23 protein-coding genes are annotated in these 25,011 nt (G+C 71.6%); 16 read left to right on the top strand and 7 right to left on the bottom strand.

The genetic code is table 11. The features are described 5' to 3' along the window. Positions 1 to 38: 38 nt before the first annotated feature. Positions 39 to 854 (top strand): SDR family NAD(P)-dependent oxidoreductase, encoded by an 816-nt coding sequence (locus AB0J80_RS14170; RefSeq protein ID WP_364704615.1) that lies wholly within the window; start codon positions 39 to 41, stop codon positions 852 to 854. A 6-nt stretch (positions 855 to 860) separates the two neighbouring features. Here the strand turns inward: AB0J80_RS14170 and AB0J80_RS14165 are convergent, their stop codons facing one another. Next, positions 861 to 1,226: a MerR family transcriptional regulator gene (locus tag AB0J80_RS14165; protein ID WP_364704614.1), complete on the bottom strand. Its 366-nt coding sequence runs from the start codon at positions 1,224 to 1,226 to the stop codon at positions 861 to 863. Between the two features lie 678 nt (positions 1,227 to 1,904). Between AB0J80_RS14165 and AB0J80_RS14160 the strand changes: the two genes are divergently transcribed. The 4 genes from AB0J80_RS14160 (at position 1,905) to AB0J80_RS14145 (ending at position 7,029) form a co-directional block, all read left to right on the top strand. Continuing rightward, positions 1,905 to 3,434: an amino acid permease gene (locus tag AB0J80_RS14160; protein ID WP_364704613.1), complete on the top strand. Its 1,530-nt coding sequence runs from the start codon at positions 1,905 to 1,907 to the stop codon at positions 3,432 to 3,434. A 72-nt stretch (positions 3,435 to 3,506) separates the two neighbouring features. Then, positions 3,507 to 4,853, top strand: coding sequence for a glutamine synthetase family protein (locus AB0J80_RS14155; protein ID WP_364704611.1), 1,347 nt, complete (start codon positions 3,507 to 3,509; stop codon positions 4,851 to 4,853). A 38-nt stretch (positions 4,854 to 4,891) separates the two neighbouring features. Further along, a complete protein-coding gene (locus AB0J80_RS14150) occupies positions 4,892 to 6,253 on the top strand; it encodes an aldehyde dehydrogenase family protein (RefSeq protein ID WP_364704609.1) in 1,362 nt (453 codons plus the stop codon). A gap of 11 nt (positions 6,254 to 6,264) precedes the next feature. Next, entirely contained in the window at positions 6,265 to 7,029 is a 765-nt protein-coding gene (locus AB0J80_RS14145; protein ID WP_364704607.1) for a 3-oxoacyl-ACP reductase, read from the top strand. Between the two features lie 6 nt (positions 7,030 to 7,035). Here AB0J80_RS14145 and AB0J80_RS14140 read toward each other — a convergent pair whose 3' ends face one another. After that, the gene (locus AB0J80_RS14140) at positions 7,036 to 8,103 is read right to left on the bottom strand and encodes a methyl-accepting chemotaxis protein (RefSeq protein WP_364704605.1); all 1,068 of its coding nucleotides are present in this window, start codon (positions 8,101 to 8,103) and stop codon (positions 7,036 to 7,038) included. A 373-nt stretch (positions 8,104 to 8,476) separates the two neighbouring features. Here AB0J80_RS14140 and AB0J80_RS14135 point away from each other — a divergent pair, with 373 nt between their 5' ends. Continuing rightward, entirely contained in the window at positions 8,477 to 9,190 is a 714-nt protein-coding gene (locus tag AB0J80_RS14135) for a gamma-glutamyl-gamma-aminobutyrate hydrolase family protein (protein ID WP_364704604.1), read from the top strand. Positions 9,191 to 9,523: 333 nt separating this feature from the next. Further along, positions 9,524 to 10,273, top strand: a complete 750-nt coding sequence (locus tag AB0J80_RS14130; RefSeq protein ID WP_364704602.1) for a gamma-glutamyl-gamma-aminobutyrate hydrolase family protein — start codon at positions 9,524 to 9,526, stop codon at positions 10,271 to 10,273. Positions 10,274 to 10,276: 3 nt separating this feature from the next. Here AB0J80_RS14130 and AB0J80_RS14125 read toward each other — a convergent pair whose 3' ends face one another. Further along, a complete protein-coding gene (locus AB0J80_RS14125; RefSeq protein ID WP_364704600.1) occupies positions 10,277 to 10,843 on the bottom strand; it encodes an HD domain-containing protein in 567 nt (188 codons plus the stop codon). A gap of 62 nt (positions 10,844 to 10,905) precedes the next feature. Here AB0J80_RS14125 and AB0J80_RS14120 point away from each other — a divergent pair, with 62 nt between their 5' ends. Next, complete coding sequence (locus tag AB0J80_RS14120; RefSeq protein WP_364704599.1) at positions 10,906 to 14,544, top strand: SpoIIE family protein phosphatase; 3,639 nt, start codon at positions 10,906 to 10,908, stop codon at positions 14,542 to 14,544. Here the strand turns inward: AB0J80_RS14120 and AB0J80_RS14115 are convergent. Further along, entirely contained in the window at positions 14,531 to 14,848 is a 318-nt protein-coding gene (locus AB0J80_RS14115; protein WP_364704597.1) for an STAS domain-containing protein, read from the bottom strand. The two genes, AB0J80_RS14120 and AB0J80_RS14115, sit on opposite strands and share 14 nt — an antisense overlap. Before the next feature lie 88 nt (positions 14,849 to 14,936). Between AB0J80_RS14115 and map the strand changes: the two genes are divergently transcribed. Together map and AB0J80_RS14105 are read left to right on the top strand one after the other, a co-directional pair. Next, the gene (gene map, locus AB0J80_RS14110; RefSeq protein WP_364704595.1) at positions 14,937 to 15,794 is read left to right on the top strand and encodes a type I methionyl aminopeptidase; all 858 of its coding nucleotides are present in this window, start codon (positions 14,937 to 14,939) and stop codon (positions 15,792 to 15,794) included. Further along, positions 15,791 to 16,486 (top strand): VIT1/CCC1 transporter family protein, encoded by a 696-nt coding sequence (locus tag AB0J80_RS14105; RefSeq protein WP_364704594.1) that lies wholly within the window; start codon positions 15,791 to 15,793, stop codon positions 16,484 to 16,486. Before map ends, AB0J80_RS14105 begins: the two co-directional genes overlap by 4 nt. Here the strand turns inward: AB0J80_RS14105 and AB0J80_RS14100 are convergent. The 3 genes from AB0J80_RS14100 to AB0J80_RS14090 are packed head-to-tail and all read right to left on the bottom strand — an operon-like array spanning position 16,483 to position 18,103. Continuing rightward, positions 16,483 to 17,196, bottom strand: coding sequence for a nucleotidyltransferase domain-containing protein (locus tag AB0J80_RS14100; RefSeq protein ID WP_364704592.1), 714 nt, complete (start codon positions 17,194 to 17,196; stop codon positions 16,483 to 16,485). The two genes, AB0J80_RS14105 and AB0J80_RS14100, sit on opposite strands and share 4 nt — an antisense overlap. Positions 17,197 to 17,249: 53 nt before the next feature. Beyond that, positions 17,250 to 17,672, bottom strand: a complete 423-nt coding sequence (locus AB0J80_RS14095) for a ferritin-like domain-containing protein (protein WP_364704591.1) — start codon at positions 17,670 to 17,672, stop codon at positions 17,250 to 17,252. Further along, on the bottom strand, positions 17,669 to 18,103 hold the full coding sequence (locus AB0J80_RS14090; RefSeq protein WP_364704590.1) for a hypothetical protein: 435 nt from the start codon (positions 18,101 to 18,103) through the stop codon (positions 17,669 to 17,671). The genes AB0J80_RS14095 and AB0J80_RS14090 overlap by 4 nt, the downstream gene beginning before the upstream one ends. Positions 18,104 to 18,322: 219 nt before the next feature. Between AB0J80_RS14090 and rimP the strand changes: the two genes are divergently transcribed. The 6 genes from rimP to AB0J80_RS14060 all read left to right on the top strand — a co-directional run bounded on the left by rimP (position 18,323) and on the right by AB0J80_RS14060 (position 24,937). Continuing rightward, complete coding sequence (gene rimP / locus AB0J80_RS14085) at positions 18,323 to 18,979, top strand: ribosome maturation factor RimP (protein ID WP_364704588.1); 657 nt, start codon at positions 18,323 to 18,325, stop codon at positions 18,977 to 18,979. Then, positions 18,976 to 19,992, top strand: a complete 1,017-nt coding sequence (gene nusA, locus AB0J80_RS14080; RefSeq protein ID WP_364704586.1) for a transcription termination factor NusA — start codon at positions 18,976 to 18,978, stop codon at positions 19,990 to 19,992. The genes rimP and nusA overlap by 4 nt, the downstream gene beginning before the upstream one ends. Continuing rightward, positions 19,970 to 20,353: a YlxR family protein gene (locus tag AB0J80_RS14075; protein WP_364704585.1), complete on the top strand. Its 384-nt coding sequence runs from the start codon at positions 19,970 to 19,972 to the stop codon at positions 20,351 to 20,353. The genes nusA and AB0J80_RS14075 overlap by 23 nt, the downstream gene beginning before the upstream one ends. Before the next feature lie 107 nt (positions 20,354 to 20,460). Beyond that, entirely contained in the window at positions 20,461 to 23,520 is a 3,060-nt protein-coding gene (infB, locus tag AB0J80_RS14070; RefSeq protein WP_364704583.1) for a translation initiation factor IF-2, read from the top strand. 64 nt (positions 23,521 to 23,584) lie between these two features. Then, a complete protein-coding gene (locus AB0J80_RS14065; protein WP_364704581.1) occupies positions 23,585 to 24,610 on the top strand; it encodes an SAM-dependent methyltransferase in 1,026 nt (341 codons plus the stop codon). Positions 24,611 to 24,643: 33 nt separating this feature from the next. Next, positions 24,644 to 24,937 (top strand): DUF503 domain-containing protein, encoded by a 294-nt coding sequence (locus AB0J80_RS14060; RefSeq protein ID WP_364704580.1) that lies wholly within the window; start codon positions 24,644 to 24,646, stop codon positions 24,935 to 24,937. The last annotated feature ends 74 nt before the right edge of the window (positions 24,938 to 25,011 follow it).

Raw genomic sequence — 25,011 nt, 5'->3', positions numbered from 1 at the left:
GCTAGCGATCGTGATCGAATGAGCGGGTGGAGCGCACGGTGGTGATCACGGGAGCCAGCTCCGGCATCGGCCTGGCGGCGGCGGTCGAGCTGGCGCGCGGCGGCGACGAGGTGGTGCTGCTGGGGCGGGACCAGGGGCGCCTCCAGCGGGCGGTCGAGGCGGTGCGTGCGGTCCGGGGGCGCACGCCGGCGGCCTATCGTGCCGACTTCGCCGTGCTGGACGAGGTGCGGGCGGTGGGGGAGCGGATCGCGGCGGACCACGAGCGGATCCATGTGCTGGTCAACAACGCCGGGCAGCTGACTTCCGTACGCCGGCCGACCGTGGACGGCTTCGATCCCACCCTGCAGACCAACCATCTCGCCGGCTTCCTGCTGGCCCACCTGCTGCTGGAACGGCTCCGCGCGGCGGCCGGCGCCGACGGTCCGGCCCGGCTGATCACCACCGGCTCCGCGGCCGAGGCGTGGGGCACGCTGGACGTGCGGCGTCCGGGTCGCCGTCAGCTCAGCCGATGGCTCGCGTACGGGGCCAGCAAGCAGGCGAACGTCCTCTTCACGCTGGAGGCGGCACGGCGCTGGGCTCCGTACGGAATAGTGCCGACCTGTTTCTTCCCGGGCCTGATCCGGAGCCGCTTCGGCCGGCGCAGTCCGGTGTTCTCGCTGGCCGGCCTGTTACCGGTGGTGTTCGGGACGCCGGTCCAGGGTGCCGACACGCTGGTCTGGCTGGCGCGGGAGCCGGAGGCGCTGGTGCCGGGCGGCTACTTCGCGTGGCGTCGCCCGTTCGTCGCGACGGGCCGTTCCACGCGTGCCGAGCGCGCCCGGCTCCTGTGGGACTCGAGTCTTGCTGCGGTGAGCTAGGGGTGCCTAACGGTAGTACTTCGGCGTGGCGATGTCCGGGTGTGTCTGGGTCGGTACGTTCGCATCGTCGTCGGGGGTGAGGGTGCCGCCGAGCTCGATGATCCGGCGGTGGGCGGCCGCCAGGCGGTCCTCCAGGGTGACGATGCGGCAGGCGGCCGTCAGCAGGATGCCCTCGTCGAGCAGCTGGCGGACGCGGACGGCCAGCTGGAGCTGGTGCCGGGAGTAGCGGCGGTGGCCGCCCAGGGAGCGCTCCGGCGCGATCAGGCCGGCAGCGCCGAGGCTGCGCAGGAAGGCGGGCGTCACGCCGATCATGTCGGCGGCCCGCCCCATGGTGTACGCCGGGAAGTCGGCGTCGTCGAACGCGGTGCTCATGCTGCCTTTCGCCAGGGGGGCACAGTCCAGGGCCCCGGCGGGTAACCGGGGCCCTGGATGTTCAATTCTGATGCCGACCGTCGTCGGCTAGGCCTGTCCGCCTGCGTGCCGCTAGCGGTTGGCCTGAGTGAAGGGCATCGGCTGCGATCACCTCTTGTCGATTCGGGGACGTGGCGATTACGCGTTGCTGCGGTATCTCGTCCTCCTTAACCAACTCAGGTTCTGTGCCAGTTGCGTGTCGGCTGTGCGTCGCCGACTCCCCCGATGTTAGGCCGATCACGTGTCAATTTCTAGACTCGCCGCTGTAGATTTTCGCGGCGTGTCGCCCCTGAGGGGCGGCGGCGCGGGGCGGGCGCATGGCACAGCGCGAGCTGTGTCGAGAGAGAGGTGACCGCGCCCCGCGCCGCCGCGGGAGGGGGAGCTCCTTGCCGGAAGGCTCCCGGGTGTTCGCGATGCCTGCCGAGGGCTCGCGCGCCGCAGAGGGCGTCAGAACACCGGCAGGGCCGCGCGTGTGCGCCACGCTTGCGTTTGCCCTGTCATGCGTACGAGTGTGCGGCCTGCAATTCGCGCCCGGCAACGCAATTAACGCCGCTCATTGACGGCTGTAACACCGCGGGTAGATCATCACCGAACGGCGGTGGCCCAGGTCACAGTCGCCCCTCGGTCTAGGGAGCCTGCATGAGCGCTGACCCTGTCCCCAGCACCGACGAAGAACGGCTCGCCCAGCTCGGCTACCAGCAGGAACTGCACCGCCGACTGTCCGGCTTCTCGAACTTCGCGGTCTCGTTCTCCATCATCTCGATCCTCGCCGGCGCGATCACCTCGTACGGGATCGCCATGAACGCCGGCGGACCGCTCGCCATCACCCTCGGCTGGCTCTTCGTCGGCGTCATGGTCACCTTCGTGGCCCTGGCGATGGCGGAGGTCTGCTCCGCCTACCCGACCGCCGGCGCGCTCTACTGGTGGGCCGCCGCTCTCGCCAAGCGCAACAAGGCGGCGTGGGCGTGGTTCGTCGGCTGGTTCAACTTCCTCGGCGAGGTCGCCGTGACCGCCGCGATCGACTTCGGGGCGGCCATCACCACGTCGGCGTTCCTCAGCCTGACGTTCGACATCGAGGTCACCACCGGTCGCACCTTCCTGGTCTTCCTGGTCATCATCCTGGTGCACGGCCTGCTGAACACGTTCGGCGTCAGCCTGGTCCGGCTGCTGTCGGACGTCAGCGCGTGGTGGCACCTGGTGGGCGTCGCGGTGATCGTGGTGCTGCTGGCCGTCGTGCCGGACAACCACAAGCCGATCTCCGAGGTGTTCTTCGAGGTCCGTAACGAGACCGGGTTCACGTTCGCCGGTGCGGGCGCGTACGCGGTCCTCATCGGACTGCTGATGGCGCAGTACACGTACACCGGCTACGACGCGTCGGCGCACGTCGCCGAGGAGACCCACGACGCGTCACGCGCCGCACCGCGCGGCATCGTGATGTCCGTGGTGGTCTCCGTGATCGCCGGCTTCATCCTGCTCTTCGCGATCACCTGGTCGATCCAGGACTACACAGCGCAGCTCAAGACTCCCCTGAACCTGCCGCCGGCGCAGATCTTCATCGACGCCGTCGGCCACAACACCGGCACCTTCCTGCTGTTCATCTGCATGGTGGCGCAGTGGTTCTGCGGCATGGCCTCGGTCACCGCCAACTCGCGCATGGCGTACGCCTTCGCCCGCGACGGCGCGCTGCCCGGCTCCCGGCTGTGGAAGCAGGTCAACCCCCGCACCGGTACGCCTACCAACTCCATCTGGCTCTGCGTGACGATGAGCACGCTGCTGGTGCTGCCGTCGCTGTGGAACAACACCGCCTACCTGGCGGCCACCTCGATCGCCGTCATCGGTCTCTACATCGCGTACGTCGGCCCGGTGCTGCTGCGCCGGTTGAGCCCCGACTTCCAGCCGGGACCGTGGAACCTGGGCCGGTGGAGCGCGCCGATCGGCTGGATCGCCATCGTCTGGGTCATCGTGATCTGCGTGCTGTTCGTCCTGCCGACGGCCAGCCCCATCACCGTGAGCAACTTCAACTACACGATCATCGCCGTGGCGGTCGTGGTCGGTGCGGCCACCGTCTGGTGGCTGGCCAGCGCCCGGAAGTGGTTCACCGGACCGAAGCAGAACCTGATCGAGAAGGCGGCGCACGGCGAGCAGACCATGCCGGCCCCACCGGAGTGATCGTCGGACGGGGACCGGGCATTCCGCCCGGTCCCCGCGATTTTGTCGGCCCCATGCGATAGGACTGCACCCATGGATCTCGAGGACCTCGACGTCGCCGTCACCAACGGCAGCATCGACACCGTGCTGCTGGCCCTGACCGACATGCAGGGCCGCCTGCAGGGCAAACGGCTGCACGGCCGCTACTTCATGGACGAGGTGGTCTCCGGCGGCAGCGAGGGCTGCAACTATCTGCTGGCCGTCGACGTGGACATGAACACCGTCGACGGGTACGCCATGAGCTCTTGGAACAGCGGCTACGGCGACTTTGTCATGAAGCCCGACTTCACCACCCTGCGGCCGGTGCCGTGGCAGCCCGGCACGGCCATGGTCCTCGCGGACCTCGAGACCACCGACGGCCAGCCCGTGTATGCCTCCCCCCGCCAGATCCTGCGCCGCCAGCTCGACCGGCTCGCCGCGCACGGCCTCACCGCGTACGCGGGGACCGAACTGGAGTTCGTGCTCTTCAAGGACTCCTACGAGCAGGCCTTCGCGAAGAACTACCGCAACCTCATCCCGGCGAACCAGTACAACGTGGATTACTCGCTGCTCGGCACCGCCCGTGTCGAGCCCCTGCTGCGCCGCATCCGCAACGAGATGGCCGGCGCCGGGCTGGTTCCCGAGAGCGCCAAGGGCGAGTGCAACTTCGGCCAGCACGAGATCGCCTTCCGGTATGCGGACGCGCTCACCGCCGCCGACCACCACGTGATCTACAAGAACGGCGCCAAGGAGATCGCCGCCCAGGAGGGCATGGCGCTCACCTTCATGGCCAAGCCGAACGAGCGGGAGGGCAACTCCTGCCACATCCACTTCTCGCTGCGCGGCGAGGACGGCCGCTCGGCGATGCTCGGTGACGGGCCGGCGCACCTGTCGGAGACCGGCCAGCGGGTGCTCGCCGGGCTGCTCGCCACGATGCGCGAGTTCAGCCTGCTGTTCGCGCCGAACATCAACTCGTACAAGCGCTACCAGCCCGGTTCGTTCGCGCCGACCGCCCTGCGCTGGGGCGTCGACAACCGCACCTGCGCGCTCCGGATAGCAGGGCACGGTCAGGGCATGCGCGTGGAGAACAGGGTGCCGGGCGGCGACGTGAACCCGTATCTGGCCGTCGCGGCGCTCATCGCCGGTGCGCTGCACGGTATCGAGAACGAGCTGACGCTCGAGGACGAGTTCCGGGGCAACGCGTACGACGACGGCAGCGCGCCGCGGGTCCCCACGACGCTGCGGGACGCGCTGGACCTCTGGGAGCGGGGACCGGTCGGCGCAGCGGCGTTCGGCGAGGACGTGGTCGCCCACTACGCGAACATGGCCCGTGTGGAGCTGGCCGCGTTCGATGCGGCTGTCACCGACTGGGAGCTACGCCGCGGCTTCGAGCGCCTGTGACGACACCCGCGTGTGATAGTCCTGGGGGAGGTGGGGGCGTGGACAGCACAGAAGTTGTCAATCCTGCGACCGGGGGCGTGCTGCGGGCCGTACCGTCGAACGGGCCGGCCGAGACCGACGCCGCGATCGAGCGGGCGCAGCGGGCCTTCCCGGCCTGGCGCCAGATGGCGCCCGGGGACCGGGCGCGGTTGCTGCGGCGCTTCGCCGCGGTGGTGGACGACCACATCGAGGAGCTCGCCGAGCTCGAGGTGCGCAACGCCGGGCACACCATCGGCAACGCGCGCTGGGAGGCCGGCAACGTCCGGGACGTGCTCGACTACTACGCGGGCGCGCCCGAGCGGCTGTCCGGGCGGCAGATCCCGGTGCCGGGCGGCCTCGACGTGACGATCCACGAGCCGCTGGGTGTCGTGGGGATCATCGTGCCGTGGAACTTCCCCATGCCGATCGCCGGGTGGGGATTCGCGCCGGCGCTGGCCGCGGGCAACACCGTGGTGCTCAAGCCGGCCGAGCTGACCCCGCTGACCGCGATCCGGCTCGGTGAGCTGGCGCTGGAGGCCGGCCTGCCGCAGGACGTCTTCACCGTGCTGCCGGGCAAGGGCAGCGTCGTCGGGCAGCGGTTCGTGACGCACCCGGCCGTTCGCAAGGTGTGCTTCACCGGGTCCACCGAGGTCGGAAAGTCGATCATGGCCGGGTGCGCCGACCAGGTGAAGCGGGTGACGCTCGAGCTGGGCGGAAAGAGCGCCAATATCGTCTTCGCCGACGCCGATCTGGAGCGGGCCGCCGCGACCGCGCCGGGCGGAGTGTTCGACAACGCCGGGCAGGACTGCTGCGCGCGGTCCCGGCTGCTGGTGCAGGAGTCGGTGTACGAGCGCTTCCTGTCGCTGCTGGAGCCCGCCGTCAAGGCGTTCCGCGTCCAGGATCCGAGCCTCGACACCGCGGAGATGGGACCGCTCATCTCCGCCGCCCACCGGGACAAGGTGGCGTCCTACACCGGCGAGGCCGAGGTGGCGTTCACCGGTGAGGCGCCGGCGGGCGACGGCTGGTGGTTCCCGCCGACCGTGCTGCTCGCCCGCTCGTCGAGCGACCGGCACTGGCGCGAGGAGGTCTTCGGGCCGGTGCTGTCGGTGATGCCGTTCGCCGACGAGGCCGAGGCGATCGAGCTGGCCAACGACACCGAGTACGGGCTCTCCGGCTCCATCTGGACCCGCGACCTCGGCCGGGCGTTGCGGATGGCGCGGGCCGTGGAGACCGGCAACCTGAGCGTCAACTCGCACTCCTCGGTGCGCTACTGGACGCCGTTCGGGGGGATGAAGCAGTCCGGGCTCGGCCGCGAGCTGGGGCCCGACGCGCTGCTCAGCTTCACCGACGTCAAGAACGTGTTCATCGCGACGGACAGCTGAGAGGGCCGGCAGTGGAGCGTTTGCAGGATCGGGTCGCCGTCATCACCGGGGCCGGCAGTGGCATCGGGCTGGCGACCGCACGGCGGTTCGCCGCCGAGGGTGCCAGGGTCGTGTGTGCCGACATCTCGGCGGAGGCGGGCAAGGCCGCGGCCGACGAGGTGGGCGGCGAGTTCGTGGCCTGTGACGTCAGCGACGAGGAGTCGGTGCGTGCCCTCTTCGACGGGGTGGCGGAGCGGCACGGCAGGGTCGACATCGCGTTCAACAACGCGGGCATCTCCCCGCCGGACGACGACTCCATCCTCGTCACCGGGCTCGACGCCTGGGAACGGGTGCTCAAGATCAACACCACCAGCGTCTTCCTCTGCTGCAAGTACGCGATCCCGCACATGCAGCGTCAGGGCAAGGGCTCGATCATCAACACCGCGTCGTTCGTGGCGTTGCTGGGTGCGGCCACGTCGCAGATCGCGTACACGGCGAGCAAGGGTGGCGTGCTGGCGATGACACGGGAGCTCGGCGTGCAGTTCGCCCGCGAGGGCATCCGCATCAACGCGCTGTGCCCCGGGCCGGTGGCGACGCCGTTGCTCATGGAGCTGTTCGCCAAGGATCCCGAGCGCGCGGCGCGGCGGCTCGTGCACGTGCCGATGGGCCGCTTCGCCGAACCGGAGGAGATCGCGGCGGCGGTCGCGTTCCTCGCCAGCGACGACGCGTCGTTTATGACGGCGTCGCAGTTCGTGGTCGACGGGGGGATCACAGGGGCGTACGTGACGCCCCTGTGATCCGCGCTAGACGAGCTCCCTGAGCCGTGCCGCCTTCTCGGAGAGCAGGGACACCGCCGTCTTGAGGTCCACGACGGCGCGCGCCGACGAGTAGGCCGCCTGGGCGACGGCGGAGACGCTGGAGCTGATCTCGGACGCGGTCGCGCTCTGCTCCTCGACCGCGCTGGCGATGCTGCTCTGTTCGCCCTCGATCTGCCCGATGAGCCGGACGATCTCCTCGATCGAGCCGGCCGCGCCGACGCTGTCGGACTGGATGGCGTTGATCATCTCGGCGATCTGGCCGGTGGCCTCGCTGGTGCGCTGGGCGAGGTCCTTGACCTCCCCGGCGACGACCGCGAAGCCCTTGCCGGCCTCGCCCGCGCGGGCCGCCTCGATCGTCGCGTTGAGCGCGAGCAGGTTCGTCTGCTCGGCGATCGACTTGATCAGCTCGCCGACGGCGCCGATCTGCGTGCTCGACTCGCCCAGCTCGGTGATGCGCTCGTTGGCGGTCCCGGCGGACTGGACCGCCGTACCGGTGTTGGTGGCCGCGGTGGACGTGCTCGCCGAGATGTTGCGGATGCTCGCGGTGAGCTGCTCGGTGCCGCTGGCCACCGCCTCGGCGCGGGCGGAGACCTCGTCGGTGTCGCTGGTGAGCCCGGAGATCACCTCCTCGAACGACTCGACGGCGGCGGTCAACTGCTCCGCCGTCTCGGTGAGCACCACCCGGCGCTGGTATTCGTCCGTGATCTCCGACCAGGTCGCGAGGTAGCCCTCCCCGAGCTGGTTGATGGTCACCTCGGCCCACGAGTCGCGCCCGTCGGCGTGAACGTGGAACGCCTTGGTGTACGGGAACGACGGCGCCTCGCTGATCGCGCTCTTGAGCCGCTGGCGCAGCTGGTCCAGGACCGTGTCGTTCAGGTCGCCGGCCACCTTCGAGGCGACGGCCAGCGCCGCCGCGTTGCGATAGACGATCGTGCCGTCCCGGTCCGTGATCAGCAGGCTGGCCGGCGCGTTCGCCAGCACCTGCTCGATGCCCATCTCCTCCACGACCTTGTGCAGCCCGGAGGTGCCGGTCCGCCGCCGGAACAGACCCATGGTGCTCCCTCTGATCGCTGTCCGATGCCCTCTTCCCCTCTGTCGGCCGGAAGCGGTTCGCTCTGAGTCCCCGGCCACAGTTGGCACCAAGTGCATCTCCCGCCTTGATCGGGACATCGTGCTGTGTGGAGATGGCACATCCATCGCCGAAAGGATTGTTTAGCCGCATCGCGGCGCGGGCACCGATCGTTCACGACCAGCTCACGCCGGTCGCAGGGGTCGAGTCCCCGCCGGTGCACGCTTCGATCGCTGCGCCGGTGGGTCGCATGGGCCCGAGCGCGGCGCCAGCCTCGAGACGAGGCGGCGCCGCGCGCTCGTATGTGCGGCCGGTCGGCCGACTTGATCCGTACCAGGGGGTGGTTAGGTTGGGGTGATGCGTCCCGTCATCGGCATCACCACCTATGTGGAGCCGGCCACCTGGGGGGTCTGGCACGACCTGCCCACCGCGCTGATCCCGCACGACTACGTCGCCGCGGTGAGCGGTGCCGGCGGCCGGGCGGTCCTGCTGCCGCCGGACGACCTCGACGCCGACGTCGTCCGCGTGCTCGACGGCCTGGTGCTCAGCGGGGGCGCCGACCTGGGTCCGGAGCTGTACGGCGCCGAACCCGAGCCGCTGACCGTCACCCGTCCCGAGCGTGACTCCGCCGAACTGCTGCTCGCCCGGGCCGCACTCGCCGCCGATCTGCCCGTGCTGGGCGTCTGCCGGGGGATGCAGCTGCTGGCGGTCGCCGCCGGTGGGTCGCTGCACCAGCACCTTCCCGACGTGCTCGGGCACGAGCGGCACCGGCCGGCCCCGGCCGTGTACGGGCACCAGGACGCCACGTTCACCGCGGGCAGCCGGATCGCGGCGCTCATGGGTGATGACAGGTCCGTGCGGTGCTACCACCATCAGGGCGTGGCCGACGCCGGGTCGCTCGTGGTGAGCGGGCGTACGGACGATGGCAGCATCGAAGCCGTCGAGGATCCGCGGCGGACTTTCGTGCTCGGCGTGCAATGGCATCCGGAAGTCGTGAGAGACAAGCGTTTGTTCGGTGCCCTGGTGGCCGCCGCCGCGCATCGAGTGGCAATTCGTGACCCGATGGGGTGAACGCTCCGAATCGCCGGAATTGAGGTTCGGGGATAGTGTTGGGAATGGAGTGAACGCCACTGCGGCAGAGCCGACGACGACGTCGCGAAAGCCGGTGCCACGATGAACCGCCTGGCAGGCGGTAGTCACCCACCCCCCTGTGAGAACGCCGGCGTCGAGGCCGGCCGGAAAACATCGGTGATCAACAGATTGCCGCGGGCGGCAGGCGGATAGAGAACCTGAACAGGCCGCGGAACCGATGTCGAATGGCCCCTACTTGCCGCCGGGAATCCGGCTAAGGCTTCGCACTCGCCCGCCGATAGCGGAGACCTGGAGACCGAGAGGACGCACCCCATGCGCAGGCCCTTGATCGGACTGACCTCGTACGCCGAGAACGTGCGGTACAACGGCAACGACGTGCTGGCCGGAATGTTGCCGATGTCCTATATCAAGGCGGTGCACGCCACGGGTGGGCGCGCAGTCCTCATCACCCCGGACGATCCGGGCACCGACGTGCTCGAGTCGCTGGACGGAATCGTGTTCGCCGGCGGCGGCGACGTCGACCCGTCGCACTGGGGCGCCGATCCGCATCCCCTCACCGACACCGACCCGGTCCGCGACGCCTCCGAGCTGATGCTGATGCGGGCCGCGCTCGAGGCCGACGTGCCGGTGCTCGGGGTGTGCCGGGGCATGCAGGTCATGGCGGTGGCGACCGGCGGTTCCCTGCACCAGCACCTGCCCGACCTGGTCGGTCACGACCGGCACCGGGCGGCCACCGGCACAGACCCGCTCGCCGCCGACGCCTCCGCGTTCGGGCGTCACGACGTCGTGCTGCAGCGGGGCTCGCGCGCGATGGGGCTGCTCGGGGCGCGGCTCACCGTGAACTCGTTCCACCACCAGGCGGTCGACGACCCCGGCACGTTCGCGATCAGCGGATGGTGCCCCGACGACCGGATCGTGGAGATCCTCGAGGACCGCGACCGGCACTTCGCCCTGGGCGTGCAATGGCATCCCGAACGCACGGGCGACCTGCGGGTCTTCGCCGCGCTGGTGGAAGCCGCCGCGGACCGCTCGGGCCTGTCCCGCACGACGCTCGCCGCCTGAGCGCTAGGTCGGGTACGAGGCCTGGAAGGCGAGCCGCTCGTCCGCGCCGGCCGCCAGCTCCTGGAGGAGGTCGTCGAGCACCAGGAACGCCTCCCACGGAGCCCCGCCCAGGAACTCGCTCACCCGTTCCTCGAGCGTCTGCACCCGCGCCGCCTTCCAGATCTTGTCGGCCAGGCTGACGAGCAGGTCGTCCAGACCGACGTCCGGGTCGGTCCAGGACCCGTGCGTCCCCGCGAAACGGGCCAGGTGGGCCGGTACGCCGTACTGGATCAGCAGGTCGCGGCCCGCGGCCTCGTGCCGGTGGCCCGGACCGGAGAGCTCCTCGACGTGGATGATCTTGCCGATGTCGTGGGTCGCCGCGCCGAAGAGCACCGCCGTCGTGTCGAAGTCGAGGTCCGGACGCAGCCGGCCCAGCCGGTCGGTCAGCGTCCAGGCGACGTCGTGGACCGCTCGCAGGTGCGCGCCGAGCCGCGGCGGCGCGTCGAGCGCGCGGAGCAGCTCCTCGGCGGCCGGCGGCAGCCGGAGCAGGGGTGATGCCGTCAGTGCCAGGTCGAGGCCCGGGGTTGTCACGCGGGCAAGGCTAGCTACCGTTACGGTGCAGGTCTCGTTCGATCGACAGCACCGGAGGATGCATGGGCGGCGCCTTGCCGGAGCGGCTCCGGACGGCGTTCGAGCGCGGTGGCGAGATGGGCAGCCGTATGCGCGCCCTGGACGGGTCGACGACCCCGCTCGGGCCGCCCGCGGACTGGCCGCCGGAACTCGTGAACGCCGTCGCGACGATGCTCGCTTCCAAGGCGCAGATCGTGCTGTTCTGGGGGCCGGACTACTGCGCCCTCTACAACGACGCCTACATCACCACGATGGGCTCCAAGCATCCCGGCCACCTGGGGCGCCCGGGGCGCGAGATGTGGGCCGAGACCTGGTCGGTGCTGCAGGAGCTCTTCGACGGCGTGGCCGCCGCCGACGAGTCGTACTACGCCGCCGACCACCCCTTCATGCTGGAGCGGTACGGCTTCCTCGAGGAGACCTACTTCGACATCTCGTACGACCCGATCCGGCTCACCGACGGCACCATGGGCGGCGTGTTCTGCATCGTCAGCGACACCACCCGGCGGGTACTGGCCGATCGCCGCGTCCGTACCCTCAGCCAGCTCGGCTCCCGCCTGGCCGGCTCGCCGGACCAGGCCGCGCTCGGCGCCCAGGCCGCGGAGATCCTCGGGGAGAACAGGGCCGATGTGCCGTTCGCGGCGCTGTACCTCGACGATCCCGCCGGCCGGGACGGCCTGAGCCTCGCCGGGGTCTCGGGCGTGCCGGAAGCCGCCTGCCTGCCGCTGGCCGGCGAAGCGCTGGACGCGGTCGAGGAGGTCATGCGGACCGACCGGCCGGGCACCCTCGCCCTGTCCGCCATCACGTCCGCGCCGCCGGGGCCGGCCGCGCCCGAGGCCCTGGTGCTGCCGGTCGGGGTGGGCAGCAGCGACGTCGGCGCGTTGGTCGTCGGGGTGAGCCGGAACCTGGCCCTGGACGACGGCTACCGGGACTTCCTCGATCTGGCCACCTCGCAGATCTCGCGGGCGGTGACGAACCTGCGGACGTACGAGCAGGAAAGGAAGCGGGCCGCGGAGCTGGCCGCCCTCGACGCGGCGAAGACGAACTTCTTCTCGAACGTCAGCCACGAGTTCCGGACGCCGCTGACGCTGATCCTCGGCCCGCTGGAGGACCTGCTCGCGAGCGCCGGCCTCAGCGACGAGCAGCGCGAGCGGCTGGAGCCGATGCAGCGCAACGGACTGCGGCTGCTGAAGCTGGTCAACACCGTGCTCGACTTCTCCCGGCTGGAATCGGGACGGCTGCGCGCCGCCTACCGGCCGACCGACCTGGCGGACTACACCGCCCGGCTCGCCAGCACGTTCCGGTCGGCGGCCGAGCGGGCCGGGCTGCGCCTGGACGTCGACTGCCCGCCGCTGAGCGCGCCCGTCCACGTCGACCGGGAGATGTGGGAGAAGATCGTCTTCAACCTGCTCTCCAACGCCGTGAAGTTCACGCCCTCCGGTGGCGTCACGGTGCGTCTGTCCGAGCGGCACGGCTCCGCAGTGCTCGAGGTGAAGGACACCGGCGTCGGCGTCAGCGCCGACGAACAGCAACTGCTCTTCGACCGTTTCCACCGGGTCACCGGGTCCTGGTCGCGCAGCCACGAGGGTACGGGCATCGGCCTGGCCCTGGTCCGCGAGCTGGCCGAGCTGCACGGCGGCACCGCGCACGCGCAGAGCGAGCTCGGCGTCGGGAGCACCTTCACGGTCACCGTCCCGTTCGGCACCGCCCACCTGCCCGCCGACCGCATCCTCGACGAGCGCACCGCCGGGGCCGACGACGACCAGGCCCGCCTGTACGTCGAGGAGGCGCACTGGTGGCTCGGCGACACCGGGGGCGAGGCGGGAGCCGCGACGGTCCACGGCAAGGTCGAGGACGCGCGGCAGGGCCGGGTGCTGCTCGTCGACGACAACGCCGACCTGCGGGACCACGTGGCCCGGTTGCTGCGGCCGTCCTGGGAGGTCACCACCGCCGTCGACGGGCAGGACGCGCTCGAGCTGGCCCGCCGCGACCCGTTCGACCTCGTGCTCACCGACGTGATGATGCCCCGGCTCGACGGGTTCGGTCTGATCAAGGCGTTGCGGGCGGACGAGCGTACCCGGGACGTCCCGATCGTGGTGCTGTCCGCCCGTGCCGGCGAGGAGTCGTCGGTCGAGGGACTGGCCGCCGGCGCCGACGACTACCTGGTGAAACCGTTCTCGGCGCGCGACCTCACCGCACGCGTGAGGGCCAACCTCGAGCTCGGGCAGCTGCGCCGGCAGATCATCAGCCGGCTGCGCGGCCTGGTCGACGCGGCCGCGGCCGTCAACACCGTGCGGACCACCGCCGAGGTGCTGGACGTCGCGGCCCGGCACGTCCTCGCGATGACCTCGGCCGGCCGGGTCGTGGTGACCGCGCCGGGCGCCCGGGCGGAGCTGGACGGCGGTGCGCCGTTCGCCGCGGAGCCGGACGAGGTGCTGGCGCTGCCCGACACCTCCGGCGCGACCCTGGGCCAGCTGAAGGTCTGGGCCGGCCCGGACGGCCCGGTCGAGCCGGTGCTGCTCACCCAGCTCGCCCGCCTCATCGGCCTGCGCCTGGAGAACGCCCGGCTCTACGAGGCCGAGCACCGCATCGCGAGCACGCTGCAGCACAGCCTGCTGCCGCAGTCGCTGCCGCGGTTGCCGGGCGCCATCGTGGCGAGCCGCTACCTGCCCGGCAGCAGCGAGGCCGAGGTCGGCGGCGACTGGTACGACGTCATCGCGGCCCCCGGCGACCAGCTCGTCCTGGTCATCGGGGACGTGGTCGGCAAGGGTGTGCAGGCCGCCGCGGGCATGGGACAGCTGCGCAACGCGCTGCGGGCGTACATCCTCGAGGGTTTCGACTGCGGGGAGGCGCTGACCCGGCTGAACCGGTTGGTGGACAACCTCGGCCGGCGGCAGTTCGCGACCGTGGTGTGCGTACGCTTCGATCCGCGTACCCGGGACCTGCACTACTCGGCGGCGGGGCACCCGTCGCCGGTCCTCGCCAAACCGGGGGAGGAGGGCGAGTTCCTCTACACCTCCGCGCTGGGCCCCCCGATCGGTGCCCTTCCCGGCTCGGACTACCCGACGTTGCACACCGAGCTGGCGCCGGGCGACCGGCTTCTGCTCTACACCGACGGGCTCGTGGAGGACCGGCGGCAGGGCATCGACGTCGGCCTGGCGCAGGTGCGTGCCGACCTCGCGAAACCGGCCGACCACGTCGAGGACCTGCTCGACGACCTGCTCACGAAGGCCGCCCGGCTGTCCCGCCGTGACGACATCGCCCTGCTCGCGCTGCAGGCGACCGAGCCGCGCGAGTTCGTGCTGCGGTTGCCGGCCGACCCGACCCGGCTGAGCGTGCTGCGCCGCCGCCTGGAGGACTTCCTCACCGCGAACGGCGTCCCCGAGAACGACATCTTCGACCTGATGCTGGCGGTGTCGGAGGCCGCGGCGAACGCCGTCGAGCACCCGATCGCCCCGGCCGAGCCGGTGATCACGGTGGAGGTCTCGCTCGACGAGGACGCCGTGACCGCCACCGTGCGCGACACGGGCAGCTGGCGCCCGGCCACCGGGGCCGGCTTCCGGGGCCGCGGCCTGGCTCTGATCGGCGCCCTGTCGGAGCTGACGGTGGTGCGGTCCGAGTCCGGGACGTCGGTGACCCTGCGCCGGCTGCTCAGTCGCTCGTGACCAGCCAGGGCTGGCCGCTGAGCCCGGAGATGTCCAGCACCCGCCGCACCTGCGGCGACGGTATGACCTCGAGGGCCGCGGGGTAGCGCTCGGCGAGCCGGATGAGGGTATGGATGGCCGCCGAGTCGAAGAACGTGACGCCGCGCAGGTCGAGCGTGACCCGGCCGGCCTCCTCGTCGGTCGCGGCCCGGAACATGCCGTCCGCCGTCGACATGTCGACCTCGCCGGTCACCACCACGGTGACCCGGTCGTCGGCCACCGACGTGGTGGCCGAGAAGATGTTCTCGGGGCCGTCTTGATCCACGGAGACACGATTACACAGGGGCCCAGGAGCGGCAACAACCGGTGCACGCTCCGCGGAACCGTCGCGTCGGCGGCGATAGGCTGGCTGCATGACCGTTCGTGCCCCGCTCACCCCGGGTAAGCAGTCGCCTTGGCGGGCGGTGCCGCCCGAGATCGTCCGTCCCGAGTACGTGGGCAAGAAGCGCCCGAAAGAGTGGCGCGGTTCCCACGTGCAGACGCCGGAGACGATCGAGAAGATGCGGATCGCCGGGCGGATCGCCGCCCAGGCCACCCAGCTCGCCGGCGAGCACTGCAAGCCGGGCGTCACCACGGACGAGATCGACCGGGTGGTGCACGAGTTCTTGATCGACAACGGGGCCTACCCGTCGACGCTGGGTTACAAGGGCTTCCCGAAGTCGTGCTGCACGTCCCTCAACGAGGTCATCTGCCACGGCATCCCGGACAGCACGGTGCTCGAGGACGGCGACATCGTCAACGTCGACGTCACCGCGTACATCGGGGGTGTGCACGGCGACACCGACGCCACCTTCTGCGTCGGTGAGGTGAGCGAGGAGGCGCGGCTGCTGGTCGAGCGCACCCACGAGGCGATGATGCGGGGGATCCGGGCGGTCGCGCCGGGCCGGCGGATCAACGCCATCGGACGGGTCATCGAGGCGTACGCCCGCCGCTTCGGCTACGGCGTGGTGCGCGACTTCACCGGCCACGGCATCGGCGAGACCTTCCACAGCGGGCTCTACATCCCGCACTACGACAACCCGCGGCTCGACACGGTGATGGAGCCCGGCATGACCTTCACCATCGAGCCGATGATCACCCTCGGCACCCACGAGTACGAGATGTGGAACGACGGCTGGACGGTCGTCACCAAGGACCGGAGATGGACGGCCCAGTTCGAGCACACGCTGGTGGTGACGGAGGACGGGTACGAGATCCTGACGCTTCCGTGACGGCGGTGGAGCACCACCACGCCGACGTCTCGGGCGGCTGGCTGCGGGCGGCGACGTTCGGGGCCATGGACGGCCTGGTGACCAACATCGCCCTGATCGCGGGCGTCGGCGGCGGTGGCATGAGCCGGCACACGCTGATCCTCACCGGGGTGGCCGGCCTGGTGGCCGGGGCGATCTCGATGGGCCTCGGCGAGTACACCAGCGTGCGCACCCAGAACGACCAGATCGCCGCCGAGCTCGCCAAGGAGCTGCACGAGCTGCGGGTGAACCCGGAGGGCGAGACCGAGGAGCTGGTCGGCGCGTGGACCGCCCGCGGCCTGCCCGAGGAGCTGGCCCGGCAGGTGGCCGACGTGCTCGAACGCAACCCGGAGCAGGCGCTGCGGGTGCACGCGCAGGAGGAGCTCGGCGTCGTGCCGGGCGAGCTGCCGAGCCCGTGGACCGCGGCGTTCTCCTCGTTCGGGTGCTTCTCGGTCGGCGCGGTGATCCCCCTGCTGACGTACCTGATGGGCTTCGACAGCCTCGCCCTCGCGCTGGCCGCGGGCGGGCTGGGGCTGTTCGCGGCCGGGGTGGTCGTCGCCCGCTTCACCAGCCAGGGATGGCTGCTGAGCGGGCTGCGTCAGTTGCTGCTGGGCGCCGCGGCTGCGGGCGCGACCTACGTGGTCGGCACGCTGATCGGCGTGGGAGTGAGCTAGGCCTCGAAGAGCGCCGCGAGCGGGCCGTCGACCGGGCGGCCGCGCGCGGTCAGCTCCTCGGCCTGCGACTTCAGCACCGCCCCCAGCTCGGTCATGTCCGCGCCCGCCAGCCCGGTGCGTTTCACCGCGTCGGCACGGTTGCGGAAGTACGTGCGGGTGAGCAGCCCGGCGACCATCGCGGCGTGCAGCCGGGCCTCGGCGATCAGCACGAGGGCGGCGTCGGTCTCGTACCACTCGGCGAGCCGCACCGCGCGGGCGTGCGCCGCGGACGCCACGCACCAGTTGCGCCGGGCCAGCGCGCTGAACTCGCCGGGCCGCGTCTCGGCGAGCTTGGCGAGGTGACCGTCGCGCTGGCCGCCGAACCAGCCCCGCGGGTCGAACAGGTCGCGGGTGGTGAGGTAGCGGTCGGCCTCCAGCGGCCAGCGCGGCGTCAGCTCGCGGGACCGGCGCGTGGCCTCCTCGCCGGACATGACACTCAGATCGACGAGGATGCCGTCGACGCGGCGCAGGGCCGCGCGGGGACCGGCGCCCTGCCTGTACGTGACGACGACGAGGTTGACGTCGCTCGTGTCGGTGTCGTCGCCGTGCGCCATGGATCCGTGCACGCCGACCGCCTGCACCTCGGCCGACCACCGCCGCAGGATGACGTCACGCAACCTCGTGGCCAGATACCACCGGGGGTTGGCCAGGTCGATCTCGTCCTGCGACACGGCTTGATTCTCGGGTACGCGACCCGTGGGGGGAAGCCTTGCGGGATCCGGACTCAGGGGCGTCCCGGCCAGGCCAGCGTCGCCGGCGTGACCGAGCCGAGGCGCCGCCACCGGGTGGCCCGGACCGCGGCGTCGGTCAATGCGCTCAGGGCCGCCGACCGGTCGCCGCCCTCGGTCACCGGCAGGACCGCCCGCCACGCCTGGGCCACCCCGTCTTCCACCTGGACCGCCAGCTTGAGGGCGGTGTCCCGGTCGGTCACCTCGAACGGCAGCTGGTAGCCGGCCGGCGCCGGTGCCGCGCTCGCCTGCAGCGACGCCAGCTTGGTCACCAGCACGTCGCGGCGGTCCCGATGGACCGCCTCCGCCGCCCGAGCCTCGGTCCGGTCACGGCGGGCGGTCAGCTTCACCCCGAGGATCCCGTACGCGTAGATCGCCGCCTCCTCCGCCGCGAGAGCGGCCGCCAGCTGCGCGTTCACCGCAGGGCCTCGGCATGCGTGGCCCGTGCCGCGGCGATCGAACCGACCAGCGCCGCCCGCTCCGAGGGGGCGGTCCGGCAGGCAGCCGCAGCCGTCTTCTGCGCCGCCTGCTCCGCCTTGCGCAGGGCGGCCACGGACTTCGCCTCCGCCGGCGGCGCGCTGGCGGCGGCTGACGGCAGCGCGGCGCCGATGAGCTTCGCCAGCTCGGCGGCGTGCGCGCGGTGGTCCTCGGCCAGCGGGGCCAGCCGCTGCTGGAGCGCGGGCTCGGCGAGGATCGCGCGGTCGTACGCGGCGGCGAGCTGCCGTGCCTCGTCCAGCACGGGCTGCAGGGCGTCGGGAGGCGGTGGCGGCTTCGGGTCGTCGTCGAGGAGCCCGCATCCAGCGAGCGCGGAAACACCCACAGCCGTCCCCAGCAGCTGACGTCTTTTCACGCCCGCCAGTCAACACCATCCGCGCCCGTGCCCCGGCCGGTGGCCGTTGACCTGCGTATGGCGCGGATTCGGTGCGGCGGCGGCGGGGCCGCGGGCGCGGCGCGTTACGCTCTGCGTCAGCCGCCGGGGAATTCGGCCCCGGTGGCATGCCGGTGTTCCCGGCGATCGGCCGGCGGGCGGCGTGCCACCCGCCGTACTCGAGCAGAAGGGTTGGGCCCGATGACGCAGCGTGGTCGCGCCGGCGCCCGGCCGGCGAACCGCCGCTCCGGGAACCGGGGGCGGGACGCCTCCGACGAGACACGCGCGCCCGCTGCCCCGCGCATCGACCTCGTGGCCGCCCGGGCCCGGGTCCGCGCGGTGATCGAGCCGGTCGTCGCGGCCGCCGGGTACGACCTCGAAGAGGTGAACCTGTCCCGTGCCGGAAGGCGCCACCTCGTGCGGGTGCTTGTCGACGCCGACGGCGGGATCAGCCTCGACGACGTGGCCGTGGTCTCCCGCGAGATCTCGGCGGCGCTCGACGCGGCGGACGAGAACGACGGCGAGGTGCTCGCGGGCGAGTACCAGCTCGAGGTCGGGTCGCCCGGGGTGGACCGGCCGCTGACCCTGCCCCGGCACTGGCGGCGCAACGTCGGGCGGCTGGTCACCGTCCCCGCCGGCGGGCGGTCGCTGACCGGCCGCATCACGGCGGCCGACGACCTCGGGATCGTCCTGGACGTCGACGGCACGGCGAGCGAGATCGCGTACGCGGAGCTCGGGCCGGGCAAGGTGCAGATCGAGTTCAAACGGCTCGACGAGGCGGTCTTCCCGGACGAGGACGAGGACGACCCCGACGACGATGAAGATGACGACGAGGATGGGGAGGGCGAGGGAAAGTGAACATCGACCTCGCGGCGCTGCGCGCCCTGGAGCGCGAGCGGGAGATCCCGTTCGAGACGATCCTCGCGGCGATCGAGACGGCGCTGCTGACCGCGTACCGGCACACGGACGGGGCGGAGAGCCACGCCCGGGTGGAGATCGACCGCAAGACCGGCGCGGCCTCCGTGTTCGCGCAGGAGCTCGACTCCGAGGGCACGATCGTCCGCGAGTGGGACGACACCCCGCACGACTTCGGCCGGATCGCGGCGATGACCGCCAAGCAGGTGATCCTGCAGCGGCTGCGCGAGGCCACCGACGAGGCGCACTTCGGCGAGTACGCCGGCCGCGACGGTGACCTGGTCACCGGCATCGTGCAGGCCGACGCCGCGCGGGCCGAGAAGGGCATCGTCATCGTCGACCTCGGCAAGCTCGAGGCGGTGCTGCCGCAGGCCGAGCAGGTGCCGGGGGAGACGTACGACCACGGGTCGCGGATCCGGGCGATCGTGGTGCACGTCGCCAAGGGCTTCCGCGGGCCGCAGATCACCCTGTCGCGCTCGCACCCGGCGCTGGTGAAGAAGCTCTTCGCGCTCGAGGTGCCCGAGATCGCCGACGGCACGGTGGAGATCGCCGCCATCGCACGTGAGTCTGGTCACCGTACGAAGATCGCGGTCCGCTCGACGGTGGCGGGCGTCAACGCCAAGGGCGCCTGCATCGGGCCGATGGGCCAGCGGGTGCGGGCCGTCATGAGCGAGCTGCACGGCGAGAAGATCGACATCATCGACTGGTCGGACGATCCCGCGCAGTTCGTGGGCAACGCCCTCTCGCCGGCGAAAGCCCTGCGTGTCGAGGTTGTGGACGCCGCCGCGCGTACCGCACGGGTGACCGTTCCGGACTTCCAGCTCTCCCTGGCCATCGGCCGGGAGGGGCAGAACGCCCGGCTCGCCGCCCGGTTGACCGGATGGCGCATCGACATCCGTCCCGACAACGAGCCGGCCGCGGCCGCGGAGCGGGATGCCGCCGAGACCGGAAGCTGACCGGATACGCGGACCACGCGCCGGAGGGGTAGACTTTTCAGCGGTCGGTCCGGTGCGAACGTGCATCGGGTGTCGCTCACGCGTGCCGGCCTCTCAATTGCTGCGGTTCGTCGCGGTGAAGGCCGGGGATGATCTCCGGCTGGAGCCCGATCCGGGCCGCCGGCTGCCGGGTCGGGGAGCGCACCTGCATCTTGATCCGGCCTGTTTCGCGCAGGCGGAGCGGCGTCGCGCCTTCGGGCGTGCGCTGCGTCTCACCGGTGTTGCTGACACCGGCTTGCTTGCCGAACACATCCGTGCGGCCGTGCCGCGCGGAACAACCGATGACGACGCGTCAGAGCTTCGTCACGACCCAGCAAGGTAGGACGACCGACATGAGCACACGATGAAGTCCCTGAAATGACCAGGCTTCAAGTGCAGGAGTGAGGTCGCTGCGGGTTTGGCTCGCACGACCTCGAAGTGAGGAGTGCAGTGCCAGGTAAGGCCCGCGTACACGAGCTCGCGAAGGAGCTCGGGGTCGACAGCAAGACCGTTCTCGCCAAGCTCAAGGAGATGGGCGAGTTCGTCAAATCCGCATCGAGCACGGTCGAGGCCCCGGTGGCCCGGCGGCTGCGTGGTGCCCTCGACGCCCAGGGCGGTGCTGCTCCGGCGGCTCCCGCCGCGGCCGCGCCGAGCGCCCCCGCAGCACCCAGTGCGCCCCGTCCCACGCCCACGACCGCACGGCCGCAGCCGCCGCGCCGGCCGGCCGCCCCGGCTGCGGGAGCGCCCAGCGCGCCCGCGTCCCCGGCGCCGAGCCCCGGCTCGCTGGCCCGGCCCAAACCGCCGGTCCCCGGCCGTCCGGGCCCCACGCCCGGCCCGGTGGCCAAGCCGGCCAGTGCCCACGACATCGAGGTGGCGGCCGCCGAGGCGCGCGCCTCGGCGCTCAAGGCCGAGCAGGAGGCAGCGGTGAAGGCGGCCCAGGCCGCACGGACCCGCGACGCCGAGCGCCGGGCGCAGCAGCCCCCGGCCGACGGCGCCTCGCGCCCGCGCCCGCCGGGCCCGGGCACGGTTCCGCCGCGTCCCGGTTCGCCCGCGGCCGCTCGTCCCGGCGCGCCGGGCACGCCGACGCCGGGTCGTCCCGGCCCGGGCGGCAGCCCGCGCCCGCCGGCGCGTGGCCCCGGTAACAACCCGTTCGGCGTCTCCGGAGGAAGCGGCGCAGCGCGGCCGACGCCCTCGGCGATGCCCCGTCCCAACCAGGCGGGCATGCCGCCGCGGCCGAGCCCTGCCTCGATGCCGCCGCGGCCCAGCCCCGCGTCCATGCCCGCGCAGCGTCCCGGTCGCCCGGGTGGTCCCGGTGCGGGCCGTCCCGGTGGTCCGGGCGGTGGCGGCGGCCGTGGCGGTGCCGGTGGCGGCTTCCGTCCCGGTGGCGGCGGTGGCGGTGGCGGCTTCCGCGGCGGTCCCGGTGGGGGCGGCGGCGGTGGCGGTGGCTTCCGCGGCGGTCCCGGCGGCGGTGGCGGCGGTGGCGGTGGCTACCGCGGCGGCCCCGGTGGTGGCGGCGGTGGACCGGTCGGTGCCGGTGCCCCGGGTCGTCCCGGTGGTGGCGGCCGTGGCCGTGGCGGCGGTGCCGCGGGTGCCTTCGGGCGTCCGGGCGGCCGGCCGACCCGTGGCCGCAAGTCGAAGAAGCAGCGGCGTCAAGAGTTCGACAACCTGTCGGCTCCGGCGATGTCGTCGGGCGCGCCCCGCGGCAACGGCCAGGAGATCAGGCTGTCGCGCGGCGCGTCGCTGTCCGACTTCGCCGACAAGATCAACGCCAACCCCGGCTCGCTGGTCCAGGAGATGTTCAACCTGGGCGAGATGGTGACGGCGACGCAGTCGTGCTCCGACGACACGCTGCTGCTGCTCGGCGAGCACCTGGGCTTCAACGTGCAGATCGTCAGCCCCGAGGACGAGGACCGCGAGCTGCTCGCGCAGTTCAACATCGACCTCGATGCCGACGTCGCCGAGGACCGCCTCGTCACCCGGCCGCCGGTCGTGACCGTCATGGGTCACGTCGACCACGGTAAGACGAAGCTGCTCGACGCGATTCGCAAGACCAACGTGGTCGCCGGCGAGGCGGGTGGCATCACCCAGCACATCGGCGCCTACCAGGTGCAGTACGAGCACAACGGCGAAGACCGCGCCATCACCTTCCTGGACACCCCGGGTCACGAGGCGTTCACCGCCATGCGTGCCCGTGGCGCCCAGGCGACGGACATCGTCATCCTGGTGGTGGCCGCCGACGACGGCGTCATGCCGCAGACGGTGGAGGCGTTGAACCACGCCAAGGCGGCCGAGGTGCCGATCGTGGTCGCGGTCAACAAGGTCGACAAGCCGGACGCCAACCCGGAGAAGGTCCGCCAGCAGCTGGCCGACTACGGCCTGCTCGCCGAGGAGTACGGCGGCGACACGATGTTCGTCAACGTCGCGGCGAAGCCCGGCATCGGCATCGACGACCTGCTCGAGGCCGTCCTGCTGACCGCCGACGCGTCGCTGGAGCTCACCGCTCCGATCGACGGGCCGGCTCAGGGTGTCGTGGTGGAGTCGCACCTGGACAAGGGCCGCGGTGCGGTCGCCACCGTCCTGGTGCAGAAGGGCACGTTGCGGGCCGGCGACTCGATCGTGGCGGGCGGCGCGCACGGCCGCGTCCGCGCCATGCTCGACGAGAACGGCCAGACCGTGGCCGAGGCGGAGCCGGCTCGTCCGGTCCTGGTGCTGGGTCTGACCTCGGTGCCGGGCGCGGGTGACACGTTCCTCGCCGCCGAGGACGACCGCACGGTGCGGCAGATCGCCGAGCAGCGGCAGGCACGCCGCCGCGCGGCGAGCTTCGCCAACTCGCGCGGCCGGGCCACCCTCGAGACGCTCATGGAGCAGCTCAAGGAGGGCGAGAAGACCTCGCTCACGCTGCTCATCAAGGGTGACTCCTCCGGTTCGGTGGAGGCCCTCGAGGACGCGCTGTTCAAGATCGAGATTCCGGACGAGATCCAGCTCAAGGTCATCCACCGCGGCGTCGGTGCGATCACCGAGAGCGACGTCAACCTGGCGTCGGCCTCGTCGGAGCAGATCGCGACGATCATCGGCTTCAATGTCCGGGCCTCGAACAAGGTCAAGGAGATGGCCGACCGCGCCGGCGTGGAGATCCGCTACTACAGCGTGATCTACCAGGCCATCGAGGAGATCGAGGCGGCGCTCAAGGGCCTGCTCAAGCCCGAGTTCGAAGAGGTCGAGCTGGGCACGGCGGAGATCCGCGAGGTCTTCCGCTCGTCCAAGATCGGTCTCATCGCGGGCTGTATGGTCCGGTCGGGCCTCATCCGCCGCAACGCCAAGGCGCGCATCCTGCGCGAGGGTGTCGTGGTGGCGGAGAACGTCACGATCAGCTCGCTGAAGCGGTTCAAGGACGACGCCACCGAGGTCCGCGAGGGCTTCGAGTGTGGTCTGACGCTCCAAGGCTTCGGCACGCCGCAGATCGGCGACGTGATCGAGACCTTCGAGATGCGCGAGAAGCCGCGGGCCTGATGCCCCCGGCATGACGTCGGCCCCCGGTGCTCCGGCACCGGGGGCCGTTGTCTTTACTACTGGGATGTCCCGCTACGCCCTGCTCCTCGCCCCCTCCGCCAACCGCGTCTACGCCGACCAGGCCGGCCGCCTCTCCCGCGCCGAACTGGCCGCCTTCGCCCCGGCGCTGTCGGCCCCCCTCGAGGCGATCACGGAGACCACCATCGGCGGCGTCGGCTACGTCACCTTCGACGGTGAACTCGGCGCGAGGGACATCGCGTACCTGTCCAACCTCTCCGCCGGCTACGCCCTCTTCGAACGCGTCGAGGACGACCTGCTGCGCCCCGTCGAACTGCACCCGCTGGCGCGCTACGACAGCGACCTGATCACCATCCCCAAGTACGCCGGCAAGACCAACGAGCAGTTCACCAGGCTCCTGCTCAACCTCACCCTCCTCGCCTCGGCGTCCGCACCCCGGATGCTCGACGGCCACCTCACCGTCTGCGACCCGCTCGCCGGCCGCGGCACCACGCTCAACCAGGCCCTCATGTACGGCTACGACGCGCTCGGCATCGAGATCGACGGCAAGGACGTGGAGGCGTACAAGCTCTTCCTGCAGACCTGGCTCAAGCGCAAACGGCTCAAGCACACCGCAGACCTGGTCCCGGTACGCCGCCAGGGCCGCCGCGCCGCCCGCCGCCTCGAGGTCACGCTGGCGGCGAGCAAGGAGGAGCACAAGTCCGGAGCGGTCCAGAAGGTCACGCTCCTGCACACCGACACGACCCAGCTCGACGGCCTGCTGCGCGCCAACTGCGCCGACGTCCTGGTCGCCGACCTCCCGTACGGCATCGCCCACGGCAGCCATGACGACGAGGGCGGCATGTCCCGCCGCCCCCTCGACCTCCTCGAACGGGCCGTCCCGGTATGGCTCCCCCTCCTGCGCCCCGGCGGCGCGATGGGCCTGTCCTGGAACACCAAGGTCGCGAAGCGCGAGCTGGCGGAGGACATCCTCATCGCCAACGGCCTGGAGATCGTCGCCCACGACGACCTCAGCCACCGCGTCGACCAGGGCATCGAACGCGACGTCCTGGTGGCCCGGAAACCCGGGTGATCGTGCCGGCCGGCGGGCGTAGTCTGCTGCCTGATGTATACGGAGACTGCGCTCTTTGACCTGCTCCTGCCCGGTGACTCCCGCTCACTCAAGCAGAAGCGCTCCTACGTCCGGCCGATCATCGCCATGCTCCGCAAGTTCGAGGTCAGCGTCGCCGAGGTGGGCATGCACGACCTCCACGGGCGCGCCCAGATCGGGGTCGCGGTGGTGGCGGCCGAGCCGGCCCAGGCCCGGGCGGTCATCGACACGTGCGAGAACCAGGTCGCCGGGCGGCCGGAGATCGAGCTGCTCTCGGTCCGCCGCCGCCTCTACGGCGACGACGACTGAGCGGACCGATAGCCTCGGAGACGGAAGCGGCCGGGTACAGCGGCCGCCGCACCCCTGACCGCTACCAGGGACGT

Origin of the sequence: Actinoplanes sp. NPDC049548 (assembly GCF_040676695.1) — a bacterium.
Classification (GTDB): domain Bacteria; phylum Actinomycetota; class Actinomycetes; order Mycobacteriales; family Micromonosporaceae; genus Actinoplanes.
The sequence above is the reverse complement of the archived record's forward strand: the minus strand, read 5'-3'. Positions and strand labels throughout refer to the sequence as shown.